Source organism: Pseudomonas salomonii, from assembly GCF_900107155.1.
In the GTDB taxonomy this organism is placed as follows: Bacteria; Pseudomonadota; Gammaproteobacteria; order Pseudomonadales; family Pseudomonadaceae; genus Aquipseudomonas; species Aquipseudomonas salomonii.
Genome location: NZ_FNOX01000005.1, coordinates 1 through 15,650 on the forward strand (window position 1 = coordinate 1; position 15,650 = coordinate 15,650).

Consider the following 15,650-nt stretch of genomic DNA (forward strand, 5'->3'; position numbering starts at 1 on the left):
ATGCGCTTTTCGTCGACGGCGACGCGGGCGGCGGAGCCTTCGAGTTCGGCGAGGCCTTCGGCGACGTCGAGTTTGTCCAGGGCGGCCTTGGCGCGCACGATGGCGGCGGAGTCACTGGCGGTGACGGCGCGGGCTTCGATGGCGGCGGCAGCGCCGGCACCGTCGAGGCGGTCCATGTTGGCTTCGGTGGCGTGGCCGGCGTTGGCGCCTTTGGCGGCTACTTCGCCTTCTTCTTCTTTGTCGAATTCGTCCCAGCTCAGCATGACGTGTCGTCTCCTGCGTGAGGGCTCAAAGGTGCCCGTGTGAAACCGGATGGTTGGGTGTTCACACGGCCCAGAGGCCGCGGTGGATCTTAAGGAATCGTTTGTTGCAACAGCTCGCGCAGGCAATTAAACGGAATAGGGTTACGGGTTCTGCTTGAGGCTTGAGGTGCGCAGCAACAGATGCAGGCTCGCGCGGAGGCCTCAGGTCTGGCTCTTCATCCCACTGTAAAGGGATATTGCAGGCCCGATTTACCCGCGCATTATAGGGAAAAAATCGGCTTTGTGTTGCGGCGGATGGTCACGATGGAGGGCCAAAATGGTGTGGTTTTCGGCCGGAGCGTGTGTTTGCAAGGCTTTGCTGGGGTAGGAATTTTTTGACGGGCGGTGGGATAGTTTTTGTAGGGCTGGGGGAGGTGGGTGTGTGGCGGGCTTTGGCGGGTGTGTGAGGCCGAAATCGCCATCGCCGGCAAGCCAGCTCCCACATTGGGTGGGCGGTGGGCCAGAGGGCGGTTCTTGGCCGCAAGAACGATTTCTTGCGGCGACCAAGATCCGGGTTTAAATCTTTCTGAAAAAGTTATTACCCGTTAGAGCAACCATTGCCCATCACTTGATAATTAAGAATATGCCGCTGACCTTGCGAGTCTTCATATTCCATTTGTACCGGTACAACGTTGCAGACATCCGGGATGTTACTCATGGACAATACTTTGGCCACATCCAAGTGTGTGCTGTAAGTGTAGTCTTCAACGATCGGTGGGTTCTGTCCGGCCAGCTCAGTCGGGGCTTCGTCGGCCAGGGCGGCGGTGGCGCACAAGCTGCTGAGGGCCAAAACTACTAACGCTTTCATTTGTGTATTTACCTTCTTCAGGGCGAAAGGGGTCACGGGGCCCTTATGAGGCCGCGTGTGTAACTTAAGAGTTGGGAAGTTCGGATTAACGTTGCCTTGGTGGGGGCTGTTACGGTGTTAATCACGTTGCCTTGTTGGCGGAGTTGATTTTAGGCCTGCGGGTTATATTCATATACCCGTGCTTTTGATAAACACTATTGGCGGTTTTTGTAACAATCCCGTAGTAAAGGTTTTTTCATCAGGCGCCAAAGCCGCGCAGGCCGTGGGCCAGAGCCCTGAAAGGGCATAGCAGGGCATTTTGTAGGGGCTTGTTACTACCATCGTCGAATGGTTCTATGGGGCAGCCCCGGCTACAACAGGGGCCATACAACAACAACTATGTCACCGAGGTAAGAAAGATGAGTGCGGCTTCCCTGTACCCCGTTCGCCCCGAAGTAGCAGCCAACACGCTGACCGACGAGGCGACCTACAAGGCCATGTACCAGCAGTCGGTGGTCAACCCCGATGGCTTCTGGCGCGAGCAAGCCAAGCGCCTTGACTGGGTCAAGCCTTTCACCGCGGTCAAGCAGACCTCTTTCGACGACCACCATGTCGACATCAAATGGTTCGCCGACGGCACCCTCAACGTTTCCTACAACTGCCTGGACCGCCACCTCGCCGAGCGTGGTGATCAGGCGGCGATCATCTGGGAGGGCGATGACCCTTCCGAAAGCCGCACCATCACCTACCGCGAGCTGCATGAAGAAGTCTGCAAGTTCGCCAACGCCTTGCGCGGCCAGGATGTGCACCGCGGCGACGTGGTGACTATCTATATGCCGATGATCCCCGAAGCCGTGGTCGCCATGTTGGCCTGTACCCGCATCGGTGCGATTCACTCCGTGGTGTTTGGCGGTTTTTCGCCGGAGGCGCTGGCCGGTCGCATCATCGACTGTAAGTCGAAGGTTGTGATCACTGCCGACGAAGGCATTCGCGCCGGTAAGAAGATTCCGCTGAAGGCCAACGTCGACGACGCGCTGACCAACCCGGAAACCAGCAGCATCCAGAAAGTCATTGTGTGCAAGCGTACCAATGGCCACATCAAGTGGAACCAGCATCGCGACATCTGGTACGAAGACCTGATGAAAGTGGCGGGCACTGTGTGCGCGCCTAAAGAGATGGGCGCCGAAGAAGCGCTGTTCATCCTTTACACCTCGGGCTCCACCGGCAAGCCTAAAGGCGTGCAGCACACCACCGGCGGCTACTTGCTGTACGCAGCCCTGACCCACGAACGCGTGTTCGACTACCGCCCAGGCGAAATTTACTGGTGCACCGCCGACGTCGGCTGGGTCACCGGCCACACCTATATTGTCTACGGCCCGCTGGCCAATGGCGCGACCACGCTGCTGTTTGAAGGCGTGCCGAACTACCCGGATATCACGCGGGTGGGCAAGATCGTCGACAAGCACAAGGTCAATATCCTCTACACCGCACCGACCGCGATCCGCGCGATGATGGCGTCGGGCACCGCTGCCTGTGAAGGTGTGGATGGCAGCAGCCTGCGCCTGCTCGGTTCGGTGGGTGAGCCGATCAACCCGGAAGCCTGGGACTGGTACTACAAGAACGTCGGCCAATCCCGTTGCCCGATCGTCGACACCTGGTGGCAGACCGAAACCGGCGCCACCTTGATGAGCCCGCTGCCGGGTGCTCACGCGCTCAAGCCGGGTTCGGCGGCACGCCCGTTCTTCGGCGTGGTGCCGGCGCTGGTGGACAACCTCGGTAACATCATCGAGGGCGCTGCCGAAGGCAACCTGGTGATCCTCGATTCGTGGCCGGGCCAGGCGCGCACGCTGTATGGCGACCATGACCGTTTTGTCGACACCTACTTCAAGACCTTCCGTGGCATGTACTTCACCGGCGACGGTGCGCGTCGCGATGAAGACGGCTACTGGTGGATCACCGGGCGGGTGGACGACGTGTTGAACGTCTCCGGGCACCGTATGGGCACCGCCGAGATTGAAAGCGCGATGGTTGCTCACCCGAAAGTCGCTGAAGCAGCGGTGGTGGGGGTGCCCCATGACATCAAGGGGCAGGGCATCTATGTGTATGTCACGCTCAAAAATGGTGAAGAGCCGAACGAAGCGCTGCGCCTGGAGCTGAAAAACTGGGTGCGCAAAGAGATCGGGCCGATTGCCTCGCCGGATGTGATCCAGTGGGCACCGGGTTTGCCGAAGACGCGTTCGGGGAAAATCATGCGCCGGATTTTGCGCAAGATTGCCACGGCTGAGTATGACGGGTTGGGGGATATCTCCACCCTGGCCGACCCAGGTGTGGTGGCGCATTTGATTGAGACGCACAAGACCATGAACGTCGCGTAAGGCGGGCTTGGGTCAGATAAAGCCCCATTTGGCGTGAGCCGGGTGGGGCTTTTTTGTGGGGATCGAAGACGATGGAAATCCCCTGTGGGAGCGGGCTTGCTCGCGAATTCGGTGGATCAGTGAGCAGAGATGTAGCTGACCCACCCCATTCGCGAGCAAGCCCGCTCCCACATTTGGAATGTATTTCATGGCCGGAATCAGTGGTGTCTGACGGCCCGGCATAACCACCAAGCCAATAAATATCGGTTTCTCTCGCAGGAAGTTTCTGAATGTTACCGTCCAGCCTAAATGTGTAACCTCACGCCCAAGCCTGAGGCAATGCGCTACGCCCATGCCCCGAAAACCCGCGTTTTAGACACCCTCACAAATAAGATTAAACGCCAGACTTGCCGTGCTAGAAGGGTTTGCGAATAATAGGCCCGCAATTTGCAGCATCATCAGGTTTTATATCTTTTGTCTCTGCATAAAAATCAGAGGCTGTCAATAAGCTGGAACCGCTTTCTCGGTGCTTCTGTAAATTGTTGTCGCATTGAGGAAATATCGGCTTCCGGCCTGTCGTTAGAATGCCGATCACTCGCTCGTCGTCTCCTGTATCAATTCGGGGTAGGACGCAGCACCGCTATTCGGTTTCACTTAAGTCGCATCGTGGGCCACGGCTCATTCTGCTTTTTGCCCCATACCGATGGAGTCCCAAGATGAAGAAACTTGTGCTGTTGGGCGCCCTGGCGCTGTCCGTGCTGTCCATGCAGGCCTTCGCTGATGAAAAGCCTCTGAAAATTGGTATTGAAGCGGCTTACCCTCCGTTTGCCTCGAAGGCGCCGGATGGCAGCATCGTCGGTTTTGACTACGACATCGGTAACGCGCTGTGCGCAGAGATGAAGGTCAAGTGCGTATGGGTCGAGCAGGAATTCGACGGCCTGATCCCTGCGCTCAAAGTGCGCAAGATCGACGCGATTCTGTCGTCCATGTCCATCACTGAAGACCGCAAGAAGTCCGTGGACTTCACCAACCGCTACTACCTGAGCCCGGCGCAGCTGGTGATGAAGGAAGGCACCACCGTCAGCGACAGCCTGGATGAACTCAAAGGCAAGAAAATCGGCGTGCAACGCGGTTCGATCCACGATCGTTTCGCCAAGGAAGTCCTGGCCCCTAAAGGTGTCACGGTGGTGCCTTACAGCTCGCAGAACGAAATCTACCTGGACGTGGAAGCCGGTCGCCTCGATGGCACCGTGGCTGACGCTACCCTGCTGCAAGACGGCTTCCTGAAAACCCCGGCCGGTAAAGGCTACGCGTTTGTGGGCCCACAGTTCACCGACGCCAAGTACTTCGGTGACGGCATTGGCATCGCGGTACGCAAAGGCGACAAGGCCGAGCTGGACAAGATCAACGCGGCCATCGCTGCGATCCGTGCCAACGGCGAATACAAGAAAATCCAGGACAAATACTTCGACTTCGATATTTACGGCGCTGACCCTAAGTAACTCGTCGCAGCTGTCTGTCCAGAATGGCGCAAGCAACAGAAGATTCTGAAGTTTGCGCCATTTTTTCATCCCCCTTTTCGAGGACCTGAATCATGTTGAACGGCTACGGGGCTGTCATCCTCGATGGCGCATGGTTGACGCTTCAGCTCGCCTTGTCGTCCATGGCCTTGGCCATTGTTCTGGGTCTGATCGGGGTCGCGTTACGCCTGTCGCCGGTGCGCTGGTTGGCTTGGCTGGGTGACTTGTACTCCACGGTGATCCGCGGGATCCCCGACCTGGTGCTGATTCTGCTGATTTTCTACGGCGGCCAGGACTTGTTAAACCGCGTCGCGCCGATGCTCGGCTATGACGACTATATCGACTTGAACCCCTTGGCCGCCGGTATCGGCACCCTGGGTTTCATCTTTGGCGCCTACCTCTCGGAAACCTTCCGTGGCGCCTTCATGGCCATTCCCAAGGGCCAGGCCGAGGCCGGCCTTGCGTATGGCATGAGCAGTTTCCAGGTGTTTTTCCGGGTGATGGTGCCGCAGATGATTCGGCTGGCGATCCCCGGGTTCACCAACAACTGGCTGGTACTCACCAAGGCCACCGCGCTGATCTCGGTGGTGGGCCTGCAAGACATGATGTTCAAGGCCAAACAGGCGGCAGACGCCACCCGTGAGCCTTTTACCTTCTTCCTCGCAGTGGCGGCGATGTACCTGGTGATCACCAGCGTATCGTTGCTGGCCCTGCGTTATCTTGAGAAGCGCTACTCGGTAGGCGTAAGGGCGGCTGATCTATGATCTTCGACTACAACGTCATCTGGGAAGCCATGCCGCTGTACCTTGGCGGCCTGGCAACCACCCTGAAACTGCTGGCCATTTCGCTGTTCTTCGGCCTGCTCGCCGCCTTGCCCCTGGGCTTGATGCGCGTGTCCAAGCAGCCGGTCATCAACGGTGCGGCCTGGCTCTACACCTACGTGATCCGCGGCACGCCGATGCTGGTGCAGCTGTTTTTGATCTACTACGGCCTGGCGCAATTCGAAGCCGTGCGCGAAAGCTTCCTGTGGCCGCTGCTGTCGAGCGCCACGTTCTGCGCGTGCCTGGCGTTTGCGATCAACACCAGCGCCTACACCGCCGAAATCATCGCTGGCAGCCTCAAGGCCACGCCCAACGGTGAGATCGAAGCGGCCAAGGCCATGGGCATGTCGCGCTACAAGCTGTACCGCCGCATCCTGCTGCCGTCGGCCCTGCGCCGCGCGCTGCCGCAGTACAGCAACGAAGTGATCATGATGCTGCAGACCACCAGCCTGGCGTCCATCGTCACCTTGATCGACATCACCGGTGCTGCACGCACCGTTAACGCCCAGTACTACTTGCCGTTCGAAGCCTATATCACCGCCGGCGTGTTCTACCTGTGCCTGACCTTTATCCTGGTGCGCCTGTTCAAGTTGGCCGAGCGCCGCTGGCTGAGCTACCTGGCTCCACGGAAGCACTGATATGGAACGTATCGATCACCTGTTGCCCTGGGGCCACCTGGGGTGTGAACGCCAACTGAGCGTCTTTCGTTTCGGCACTGGCGAGCGCAAGGCCTATATCCAGGCCAGCCTGCACGCCGACGAATTGCCCGGAATGCGCGCGGCGTGGGAGCTGAAAAAGCGCCTCACCGAACTGGAACAGCAAGGCGCGCTTAACGGCGTGATCGAGCTGGTGCCGGTGGCCAACCCGATGGGCCTGGGCCAGTTGCTGCAAGGCAGCCACCAGGGGCGTTTCGAGGTGGGCAGCGGCAAGAACTTCAACCGTGATTTCGTCGAACTGAGCGCGCCGGTTGCCGAGTTGCTCAAGGGCAAGCTGGGCGATGATCCGCACGCCAATGTGCGCATGATCCGCCAGGCGATGACCGACGCACTCAACGCACTGCCCGCGCCGAGCAGTCAGCTGCAAGGCATGCAGCGCATCTTGCTGAGCCACGCCTGCACTGCCGATATCGTCCTTGACCTGCATTGCGACGCCGAAGCCGCGTTGCACATGTATGCGTTGCCCCAGCACTGGCCGCAGTGGCGCTCGTTGTCGGCGCATTTGAATGTGAAGGTCGGCCTGCTGGCGGAAGACTCCGGCGGCAGTTCGTTTGATGAGGCGTGCTCGCTGCCGTGGTTGCGTCTGTCCCAGGCGTTCCCCGAGGCACAGGTTCCGCTGGCGTGCCTGGCGACTACCCTGGAATTGGGCGGCCAGGCCGACACCGGCCGTGATGAAGCGATTTTCCACGCCGAAGGCATCCTCGCGTTCCTGGCCGAGCAGGGCTTGATCACCGGCCAATGGCCGGCGCCGCAATACGAAGCGTGCGAAGGCTTGCCGTTTGAAGGCACCGAGTTGCTGTTTGCGCCCCATGCCGGTGTGATCAGTTACCTGCGTAAAGCCGGTGACCGGGTAGAAGCGGGCGATGAGATTTTTGAAGTGATTGACCCTCTGACCGACCGCGTCAGCATTGTCTGCGCGGGTACATCCGGGGTGTTGTTTGCCGTTGAACGGCTACGTTATGCCCAAGCGGGTTTCTGGCTGGCCAAGGTGGCGGGGCGCGAAGCGCTGCGTCACGGGCGCTTGCTCAACGACTGACCACCTGTTTTTGTGAGAACCGACCGCATGTACAAACTTGAAGTCCAAGACCTGCATAAACGCTATGGCAGTCATGAAGTGCTCAAAGGCGTGTCCCTGGCCGCCGCGGCCGGTGATGTGATCAGCATCATCGGTTCCAGTGGTTCGGGCAAAAGTACCTTTTTGCGCTGCATCAACCTGCTGGAGCAACCCCACGCCGGCAAGATTCTGCTCAATAACGAAGAGCTGAAACTGGTGGCCAACAAGGACGGCGCCATGAAGGCCGCCGACCCTAAACAGCTGCAGCGCATGCGTTCGCGTCTGTCCATGGTGTTCCAGCATTTCAACCTGTGGTCGCATATGACGGCGCTGGAAAACGTGATGGAAGCGCCGGTGCACGTGCTGGGCATGTCGAAAAAAGACGCGCGTGAGAAGGCCGAGCATTACCTGGCCAAGGTCGGCGTGGGCCATCGTAAAGATGCGTTCCCGGGCCACATGTCCGGCGGTGAGCAGCAGCGCGTGGCGATTGCCCGTGCCCTGGCGATGGAACCGGAGGTGATGCTGTTCGACGAACCGACCTCGGCCCTCGACCCGGAGCTGGTCGGCGAAGTGCTCAAGGTGATGCAGGACCTGGCCCAGGAAGGCCGCACCATGGTGGTAGTGACTCACGAAATGGGCTTTGCCCGTGAAGTGTCGAACCAGTTGGTGTTTTTGCACAAAGGCATCGTCGAAGAACGGGGTGACCCGCGTGAAGTGCTGGTGAACCCGCAGTCCGAGCGGTTGCAGCAGTTCCTTTCGGGTAGCTTGAAATAATCAAGACTGCTTTTGTGCACTCAAATAGTGCATATTTCGCAGCTCGGAAGTTGACTTCCGTCCCTGTGGGAGCTGGCTTGCCTGCGACAGCGATATATCAGTAACCGGTGTGCCATCTGACCCACCGCCATCGCAGGCAAGCCAGCTCCCACATTGGATCTCCATTTGTTTTGAGATTTGTGTTGGTTTCCGGGCTAGCATTGGCCCTTGTCTTCATTACTGTTACTCGCTTCGGATAGCCCCTAAATGACCGCCCATAAAATTGGTTTCCTGATTTGGCCCAGCACAAAAGCCCTGACGCTTGCGCTGGCTGAGGAGGCTTTGCGCGTTGCTCAGCGGGTGCATCCGGACGTGGTGTACGAACTGTCGTTTTTGCAGGCCGAACCGCGCACCGAGGGCGACTGGCAATTGCCGGGCGAGCCATGGGCCGGCAAGCTTGAAGGCTTTCAAAAACTGTTCCTGCTGGCGGATGAGCCGCCGACCGTCATCGCCTCCCAGCTCAGCAGCGCGCTCAAGCAGCTTGTGCGGGCTGGCTGTGTGATTGGTGGCTTGTCGGCGGGCGTGTATCCCTTGGCTCAGTTGGGTCTGCTCGACGGCTACCGCGCCGCCGTGCATTGGCGCTGGCAGGATGACTTCGCCGAGCGCTTCCCCAAGGTGATTGCCACCAGCCACCTGTTCGACTGGGACCGCGACCGCCTGACCGCCTGTGGTGGCATGTCGGTACTCGACCTGTTGCTGGCGGTGTTGGCCCGTGATCATGGCGCCGAACTGGCCGGTGCGGTCTCCGAAGAACTGGTGGTGGAGCGCATCCGCGAGGGCGGCGAGCGCCAGCGCATCCCCCTGCAAAACCGCCTGGGCTCCAGCCATCCGAAGCTGACCCAGGCCGTGTTGCTGATGGAGGCCAATATCGAAGAACCGCTGACCACCGACGAAATCGCCCAGCATGTGTGCGTGTCGCGACGACAACTCGAGCGCATCTTCAAGCAATACCTCAACCGCGTTCCCAGCCAGTATTACCTGGAACTGCGCCTGAACAAGGCGCGCCAGATGCTGATGCAAACCAGCAAGTCGATCATCCAGATCGGCCTGTCGTGCGGCTTCTCCTCGGGGCCGCACTTCTCCAGCGCCTACCGCAACTTCTTTGGCGCCACCCCGCGTGAAGACCGCAACCAGCGGCGCAGCAGCAGCCCGTTTGAGTTGTCGTCGGTGCCTTCCGAGCGCGGGTGAGCATTTTTCATTCTTCCCTTCTGCTCGTCCATTGGCATCCGGCGTGAAGGCTGTAATCAGCGGCGTAACAGCCCGTCAGTCCTCTTCCGTGTCGGGATAACTCATCGGCAACGGGTTGCCTTGATCATCCACTGTGGCGGCGTCAACCTGGAAGTCGATGCCTGTGCGTTGGTAATACTCACGCATACGCGCAAGGCTTGGCGCCGATAACGGGTTAGCGCTCAGGTCGCTGTCTTCATTGAACGGTGCCGGGGCGTGCAGCAAGTCCGCCGGTATCTCGCTGATCCCGTTATTGCTTAAATCCAGTGTGTGTAATTGATCCAGACGGAATACCCCTTCCGGCACTTCGCGCAATCCCGCATTGCTCAGGTGCAGAGCGGTCAGTTGGTGCTGGGAACTGACGTCAGGGGCGAGCCCCAACGGGTTGTGACTCAAATCAAGGAACTCAAGTTGGCTCAAGCTCGCCAGCGCCTCGCGGGTGTCGGGTGTCAAGCGGATCGCGCACTCCTCCATTGCAAGTGTGGACAGCTTGGGCATGTACTGGATCGAGTCAGGCAGAACGCCCAAGGAACACTTTTCGAGCGTCAGCGATTGCAGGTTGGTAAAGCTTCGCAGTGTGCCGTCGACGCCGGTCGTGGTGCCGTTGCCGGTCAGATGGAACGAGCTTACGTGGCTGAAGTTGGCGTTCAACTGCGGCAAATCACCCAGTATGGGTGTGAGCAAATTCACTTTATGGGTCAGTTCATCGTCCAGACTTTCTTCGTCTTCGATGCTTTCCCGTCGCCAGGCTTCTTCCAGCAGTGTCTTGAAGTTGCGCCGCGACAGCTGGTCCTGCGCACGGGTTTGCTCGTCAATCGGCACATCCAGGATCGGGTGCCGATCCGGCACATCCTGTACCCACAGTTGCAGGTCGTCTCTGAGTTGTTCGTATTCGGCTTTCAGGCGCGTCAATGTCGGGTCGACTGACGCCATGTCGCCGGGCAGACGAAAGATAAACCGGTCTGCCTCGGTGTCCAGGAACGTGGGATAAAGCTGCTGCGCTCGGATGCGTTGTTCTGCGGGTGCCTGGGCTGCGAAGCTTTCGCCGGTGCGCTGGCAGTAGCGTTTGATCGATTCCAGGGTCTGGGGTGTCAACGGGTTTGCTGAAAGGTCCAGGCTGCTGGTGGATGAACTCGGCAGGGAAAAGAGTTCGTCGGGAAGTTGCTCAATGCCGTTTGCGCTCAAGTTCACCGTCTGGCGGGGTGGGTTACCCAGCAGCTCAAGGGGCATCTGCGTCAGCCCCGTATTTTTCAGTGAGACATGGCTCAAGCCGGGCAGGCGACTCAAGTCCGGCGGTTGTCCCAGAGGGTTATGGTCCAGGTTCAAGTACCTGAGGTTGTTCATCGCTTGCAGCCCCTCCCTGCTGGTGGGGCTCAGTGCAATTGAGCAACGTGGCAGCCCCAGTATGTCCAGTTCGGGCAGGTTGAGCACTGAGGGTGGGATGTCGCCGAGCATAACGTTATCGATGTCCAGAATCTTGAGGGCCGGGAAGCTGTCGATAAAGGCGGTTGATCCCATCGAGCCGCCGCTGCCTTTGATCATCAGCGAGCCAATATGCTTGAAGCGCGCGCTCAGGGTGGGTAACTCGCCCGCAAGCGCCTGAGGGATTTCCAGGTCATGGACCAATTGAGTGTTTTGAGGTGTTTCCCGGCGCCAGCTTTGCTCAAGTAATGTATTGAGCTCACGGCGCCGGGCGGTTTCCAGTGGCTGCGACTGCGGTTGTTGCTTCCACTGGTTGAGCTCGTGCTGCAAGGTGTCCAATTCACTGGCCAAACGTGCCAGCTCGCGCTTACCCGCTTCCAGCTCCCCCGGCAGGCTGTAGATGAACTGGTTGATCTGCTTGGCGTCGAGCGAGGGATATAACAGTTTTGCGTCGCGTACATCTACTGCGGGGGCATCGGCCTGCCAGTAAGTTCCATGTTGCTGGTAATAGGTTTTGACACGCTCAAGGGTGGCCGATGACAGCGGGTTGCCAGACAGGTCGAAGGCAACGCTGGCATGGGCAGGCATTTCGAACAGGGCCTCAGGTAATTCACTGATTTGGTTGCCGTTCAGAAAGGCCGCCGTCAGTTCGTTGCGGCTGAGCAGGCCAGGGGGGAGGCGATTGATGCCGGTGTTGGACAGGTCCAGGGTGTGTATTTCGTTCATCGCTTCCACACTGGGCACCCGGCTCAAGGGGTTGTTATGCAGGTCCAGTACTTGCAGTTGGGTCATCGAGGCGAGCCGGGTTTGGCTGAACGGCTTTAAGGTGATTGCGCAGTTGCTCAGGCTCAATGTGTTCAACGCGGGCATCTGGAAGACTGCCGGCGGCACGTCACCCAGCGCGATACTGTCAACGGCCAGATGGCGCAGTCGGGGAAAGTAGCCCAGGAACGCGGGCGCCCCCTGCGTGTGGTTGCTGCCTGCCAGGGTCAGCATTGATACGTGATCGAAGTTGGCGGATAACCGGGGCAGTTCACCGCGAATGGGGTAAGGAAGGTTCAGGCGGTGGCCGTCACGGGTCGGGTCTTCGAAGAAGTCATCTATGGGCAATTCCCTTCGCCAGCAACGTTTGAGTTCGCGGGCAATGTGCGCGCGATTGTGTTGCTCGTACTGACGCTGCTGCAGGTTTAGTACGGGGCCGTTCCCGGCTTCCTGATGGGGAATATTGCCTTGCCAGGTATTGAGGTCACGTTTGAGTTGTTGGTATTCGATGTGCAGCGCTTCCAGGCCGGCGACCGCGCCACCAGGCTGTGAGTGCAAGTGGTTCAGCAGGTCAGTTAATTGATGTTCGGCGAGTTGGGGGTAGAGGGTACGTGCGCGCTGATGCAGGGTTGGAGCGCCCAGCGGCGTGGGCGCTTGGGCGTGGTAGCCATTGTCGTTGCCCAATAGGCGCAGGGTTTCAGTGACCTGTCGCGGCTCACTTTGAGGGGTGAGCAGTACACGTAGTTCACTGCGTGGCAGCGGCTTTTGGCGCAGACGCTGCTTGAGTTGTGCGCCCTGGTGTATGCCCAGGCCTAGCTGATCACGCTGCTTATCGGGCAGGGCACTTAAAATGGCTGAGTACAGGTCCGTCTCGCTGGAGAGGGCGCCCTGTTGATCATGAGGCTGGTAGCGGCCCGCTTCGGTGCGCACCAATGTGCGATGTATAGGCGCGTCATCCGGGCCTACCCGCAGCCAAGTCTCCCCAGTGGCCGAATGGTGACGGGCCTCAAGTTGTACCTCGCCCGACCAGCCCTGTAGTGTGCGCAACGAACTCAAGGCCAGGTGATCAGTGTCCAGAGGCTGCGGTGCATTCAGGTGCTGACCCTCATAGGCACGGTTGAGCCGCACTTCATTCAAGGCCGTGCGTGCCAATTCGGCCAGGCGCGGGGGCGTGTTTCGCTCGTGCAAGGCTTCAAGTTCTGCGCCGCTCGCCTCGCTCACAAGGGTCTTCGCAACGCTTGCCGGCAACTGCGGCGTGGTGTTGATCAATTGCTGCGTAAGCGGTTCGGTAGAGGCTTGCAGCGTCGCGTACCGCGATTCGAACAACGCGGTGCGCTGGCGATCGGCAATATCCGCCAGGGTGTGGCGCAATAGCTGGGCACGACGCACCAGGCTCAGCTCTGGGTCGCTGGCGCGCTCGCCGAATTGTGTGCGGATCTCTTCACTGGTCAGGCCGCGCAAGACGGTTTTCAGCAAGTCTCCGTTGTCCAGCTGGGTTTCGTATACCTGAACCACCGGCATGTTCTTGTCCCCGAACTCCCAGGCGGTCTGCCCTTTATCATTGACGATGCGCAAGGCTTTAGTGGGCGGCCACGAGCCGTGGGTGGTCAATAGTTGCAAGGTGTCTTGAGGATCAATCCGTTGGTACGCCGCTGGGTCGTCGCTGCGTAGCTGCTCGATAAGCCGTTGGATGTCGCGGTCGATGCGCAGACGGCTCAAGGTATCGTCCAGCAGCGCCGCCGGGCGCTCACCGTTGACGTGCATTTTGCGCAACGCGTGTTCAGTGGTGCCACTGATGTGCAGGGCCAGTTCGCGGTCGGCTTCGCTCAAGTCCTGGGCGCTGTGCCCCAGCCGACGCAACAGTGTGTGTTTGTCCCACTGCAAGGGCTGTTCGAGTTCCGTATGCCACGCGCCGGCTTGGTTGTGCTGCACGCTTGGGCGGTAGGCTTCAGGGCGGGTCGGGTGTTTGATCTGGTAAACCTCGCTGCTCGAGGTTTTCTCCACGGTGTAGAGCTTGTTTTCCAGTGGCAGGATTGTCTCCCCGCGCACCTCGTGCAGGCCCAACTCGTTGATGCCAAGGCGCGCAGGTAACGAGGATGGGCACTGGTAGGGCGTCAGGTCCGGTTTCCAGTAACGCTTGGCCTCATTGGCCAGGCTGACGGGTTTGAACGTGTCGATATAGGCGAGTACGTCCTTGGGCAGCACTTTACGCAACTCGGCCGGGCCAATATGGCTGCCCGCAGCGAATGCGCCCAATTGCACCAGAGACTCCAGCACGCCCATGAGATGACCGAAGGCTTCCTTGCCCTGGCCCTCAGCCCAATCGACAATGCCTTCGAACACCTCATCGAGCAGCTGATAGGCCATGTAGCCAAGCATCAACTCGCCCAGCCCGGGGACGAAGGGCGCCACCACCATCAAAGCCGCGTTGAAGATCGAGGCAGCCACCTCGACGAACGAGTCCCAAAGCCGCCACCGCGCCTCACGATCCACATTGGCAGTGGAGACCGCAAGGGTGCGGGCATCGTTGAGCATTTTGTCGAGTTTGCGCTGGAACAGATGCGACCAGACATCGCCCCGGATCGGCACTGCATCAAACTGCAACTTGGGGTCGTCGGTAGGTGTGCTGCGCCAGGGCGCCTCGCTGCTGCCCTTGACGGGGGGATGCCAGGTAATGCGCGACAGGCGCCGGCCCAGGCCGGAAAAAAACTCCCCGCGATGGGAGTGGGGCACAAAGCGGCTGAAAAAGGTTTGGTAGTCAGGGGTACGCAGTTGTCGGATCAGTTCCTGTTTGAAGGCCAGCGACGAGGCATACTCCTTGAGTGGATGTTGTGGGTCATCCGGAACATAGGCCACCAGGCGTTGGGACGAGCGGGGATTTTCCAGGTTGGGAGCGAACAATTGGATACCCGTGAGCGGGATCCCCATCAGTTGCAAGTCTTGACAGAGCAAAGGCTGCCCCTGGAGCTTGAGGTGCGGCTTACCGTCGATCAGCCCTTCGATCAAGGTGGCGAAGTCATCGCTGATATCTGCGTGGATACGAGCCAGTTGCAGCGCTGCGCGCAGTGCGGTTTTGTGGCTGCGGTCGACCTCATGGCGCAGTACGGCGGCGGCAACGGGGTTGTCCATCGCTAATGCATCGTCAAGGTAACGAGCGTAGCGGGCACCAATGTCCACGTCGCGACACAAGTTGGTGAACGCCGAGATCGACAACACATGCTTTATGTGCGGCAAAGTGTCGAATTGCCCACTCTCCGAGGGGCGCGTGATGAAGGTTGAGGCCGGTTCATAGGCATCGGCCAGTGTTTCTTTGTGTTCGAAGTTGTGCAGGGCGGCGTCGAGCAGCGAGACCGTCCAGGTCCGCGTGGCGCCGGAGCGTATCGAGGTCCACGGAATGTGGTCGGGGATATACAGGCGCACGAAGGTGGTTTCGACGTCCAGTTCCAGGCCAAAACGGGCTTTCAGTGCCTGTTCGAGGAGGGGGGTTGCAAACGCCTTGACGTCCTGCAAGTGCTGCAATGTCTGGTCCACACTGTTTTGTGCAGCCCAGTGGGCGCCGGTCAGCCGCTTGAGTGCGGCGCGCTGCTCGGCGCTGCCCTGCAGCAGCCGTTGCGGTGTGGCCTTGGCAAGCGCCTGGCGTTTGTCGGCAGAGGCATTGCCCAGCCAGGTGGGCAGGGCGCGGGTCAGCAGTTGATAGTGGCTATCGGGCAGGCGGGTGTCGGTAAGATCGATATTGGTCATGGAGCGGGTCCGTGCAAGTCATGAAGGCTCGCAGTAAACCAGCCGCCTGCGGGCAAGCGACTTTAGATAGTTAGGGTGTTGCAGTCCTTTCACCTGATGACCTGACGCAAAGCGCCGCAGCGTTTAAACTG

The 15,650-nt window shown here is 59.5% G+C and carries 9 protein-coding genes and 1 pseudogene; 7 read left to right on the forward strand and 3 right to left on the reverse strand.

The features are described 5' to 3' along the window. Together BLV67_RS12440 and BLV67_RS12445 are read right to left on the reverse strand one after the other, a co-directional pair. Window positions 1–263, reverse strand: a pseudogene (locus BLV67_RS12440) (ribonucleotide-diphosphate reductase subunit beta); the annotation flags it as partial. 577 nt (window positions 264–840) lie between these two features. Then, the gene (locus BLV67_RS12445) at window positions 841–1,110 is read right to left on the reverse strand and encodes a DUF2790 domain-containing protein (RefSeq protein ID WP_058422476.1); all 270 of its coding nucleotides are present in this window, start codon (window positions 1,108–1,110) and stop codon (window positions 841–843) included. 398 nt (window positions 1,111–1,508) lie between these two features. On the opposite strand from BLV67_RS12445, the gene acs reads away from it, so the two are divergent. The 7 genes from acs to BLV67_RS12480 all read left to right on the forward strand — a co-directional run bounded on the left by acs (window position 1,509) and on the right by BLV67_RS12480 (window position 9,555). Then, window positions 1,509–3,464, forward strand: coding sequence for an acetate--CoA ligase (gene acs, locus BLV67_RS12450; protein ID WP_065929366.1), 1,956 nt, complete (start codon window positions 1,509–1,511; stop codon window positions 3,462–3,464). A 695-nt stretch (window positions 3,465–4,159) separates the two neighbouring features. Then, the gene (locus BLV67_RS12455) at window positions 4,160–4,945 is read left to right on the forward strand and encodes an ABC transporter substrate-binding protein (protein ID WP_017138432.1); all 786 of its coding nucleotides are present in this window, start codon (window positions 4,160–4,162) and stop codon (window positions 4,943–4,945) included. Between the two features lie 92 nt (window positions 4,946–5,037). Further along, complete coding sequence (locus tag BLV67_RS12460; RefSeq protein ID WP_017138431.1) at window positions 5,038–5,727, forward strand: ABC transporter permease; 690 nt, start codon at window positions 5,038–5,040, stop codon at window positions 5,725–5,727. Further along, complete coding sequence (locus BLV67_RS12465) at window positions 5,724–6,422, forward strand: ABC transporter permease (protein WP_058422264.1); 699 nt, start codon at window positions 5,724–5,726, stop codon at window positions 6,420–6,422. Before BLV67_RS12460 ends, BLV67_RS12465 begins: the two co-directional genes overlap by 4 nt. A 1-nt stretch (window position 6,423) precedes the next feature. Beyond that, the gene (locus tag BLV67_RS12470; RefSeq protein WP_069787945.1) at window positions 6,424–7,536 is read left to right on the forward strand and encodes a succinylglutamate desuccinylase/aspartoacylase family protein; all 1,113 of its coding nucleotides are present in this window, start codon (window positions 6,424–6,426) and stop codon (window positions 7,534–7,536) included. A 27-nt stretch (window positions 7,537–7,563) separates the two neighbouring features. Next, window positions 7,564–8,328: an ABC transporter ATP-binding protein gene (locus tag BLV67_RS12475; protein ID WP_065929363.1), complete on the forward strand. Its 765-nt coding sequence runs from the start codon at window positions 7,564–7,566 to the stop codon at window positions 8,326–8,328. Between the two features lie 246 nt (window positions 8,329–8,574). Then, window positions 8,575–9,555, forward strand: a complete 981-nt coding sequence (locus tag BLV67_RS12480; RefSeq protein WP_056861681.1) for a GlxA family transcriptional regulator — start codon at window positions 8,575–8,577, stop codon at window positions 9,553–9,555. A 75-nt stretch (window positions 9,556–9,630) separates the two neighbouring features. Here the strand turns inward: BLV67_RS12480 and BLV67_RS12485 are convergent, their stop codons facing one another. After that, window positions 9,631–15,519, reverse strand: a complete 5,889-nt coding sequence (locus BLV67_RS12485) for a dermonecrotic toxin domain-containing protein (protein WP_069787946.1) — start codon at window positions 15,517–15,519, stop codon at window positions 9,631–9,633. Between the last annotated feature and the right edge of the window lie 131 nt (window positions 15,520–15,650).